Here is a 1,416-nt window from a genome sequence, read left to right as displayed (position 1 = left end):
GCCGCGCCACATGCGCCGCCACCTTCTCGCGGACCGTGGCCGCAAAGGCCTTGCCGTCAATGATTGTTGCGCTCATCCATCTATCCCTTCCTTGCCGATCACCCGTTCCTCCCGGGCGATCACCGTCTCGATCATGAGTGTCCAGATCGCACGGGCCAATTCCGTGTCCAGCCCCTCTGCCCGGGCCTTGTCCTCTACATTGGCCAGCACCGCTTCGACCCGGCGCGGCGCGCGGGCCGCGATCCCTTCGCGCGCCTTCAGATCCGGCGCGCGATCGGTGTAGCGTTCGCGCTCGGCCAGAAGCGCGACCAGTTCGCTGTCGATCTTGTCGATACAGACCCGAAGATCCGCCATGCTTTCAATCGTGTCGGGGGAAGGGCGCGGCATGGGCGTTCCTTTGCATCACCAGGAAAATCTGGCCCCCGTATCCGACAAGCAGGGGCGGGGATCAACCGCGCCCCTGCGGGACGGTGAGCGGGGCGCCTTTGCCGCAAGGCAAACAGCGTCCGCCCCCGTCCCGATCTTCAGAACAAGCCTTCAATCAGCCCTTCGTCGTTCAGGCGGATCGATTCCGCCGCCGGAACGCGCGGCAGGCCGGGCATGGTCATGATCTCACCGCAGACCACCACGATAAAGCCGGCCCCGGCGGAGAGGCGAACCTCACGCACCGGGATGTCAAAGCCGGTGGGCGCGCCGCGCTGGGTCGGGTCGGTCGAGAAGGAATACTGCGTCTTGGCCATGCAGACCGGCAAGTTGCCGTAGCCCTGCGCTTCCCATTCCTTCAGCTGGTTCAGGATCTTGCCATCCATCACCACACTGTCGGCGCGGTAGATTTCCTTGCAGACAGTCTCGATCTTCTCGGCCAGCGACAGCTCGTCGGCATAGAGCGGCGCGTAGTTGGCCGCCCCGCTTTCGCAGAGTTCGACAACCTTCCTGGCGGTTTCGGTGATGCCTTCGCCGCCCAGTTCCCAGTGCTTGTTCAGGATGGCCTCGACGCCCATCTCGGCACAGTAGTCCATGACCGCCTGCACCTCGGCATCCGTGTCGGTGACGAAGTGGTTGATCCCCACCACCGCAGGCACGCCGAACTTCTTCATGTTTTCGATGTGGCGGCCCAGGTTCGGGCAGCCCGCCTTGACGGCTTCGACGTTCTCGGTGCCCAGGTCGGCCTTGGCGACACCGCCGTTCATCTTCATCGCGCGCACGGTGGCGACGATCACCACGGCGTCGGGCTTGAGCCCCGCCTTGCGACACTTGATGTCCATGAACTTCTCGGCGCCCAGGTCAGCCCCAAAGCCTGCCTCTGTCACGACGTAATCGGCCAGCTTCAGCGCGGTGTTCGTCGCGATGACAGAGTTACAGCCGTGCGCGATGTTGGCGAAGGGACCGCCGTGCACAAATGCCGGGTTGTTTTCC

At 64.2% G+C, this 1,416-nt stretch carries 2 protein-coding genes; both read right to left on the bottom strand.

The features are described 5' to 3' along the window. Positions 1-72: 72 nt before the first annotated feature. On the bottom strand, positions 73-387 hold the full coding sequence (locus KZZ07_RS26550) for a chorismate mutase (protein WP_255564621.1): 315 nt from the start codon (positions 385-387) through the stop codon (positions 73-75). Positions 388-524: 137 nt separating this feature from the next. Continuing rightward, a partial coding sequence (locus KZZ07_RS26545) for a formate--tetrahydrofolate ligase (protein WP_219519901.1) occupies positions 525-1,416 on the bottom strand: 892 nt, incomplete at its 5' end.

It is taken from the genome of Mameliella sp. CS4 (assembly GCF_019392335.1).
In the GTDB taxonomy this organism is placed as follows: Bacteria; Pseudomonadota; Alphaproteobacteria; order Rhodobacterales; family Rhodobacteraceae; genus Antarctobacter.
This window is presented reverse-complemented; position numbering and strand designations above follow the sequence as displayed.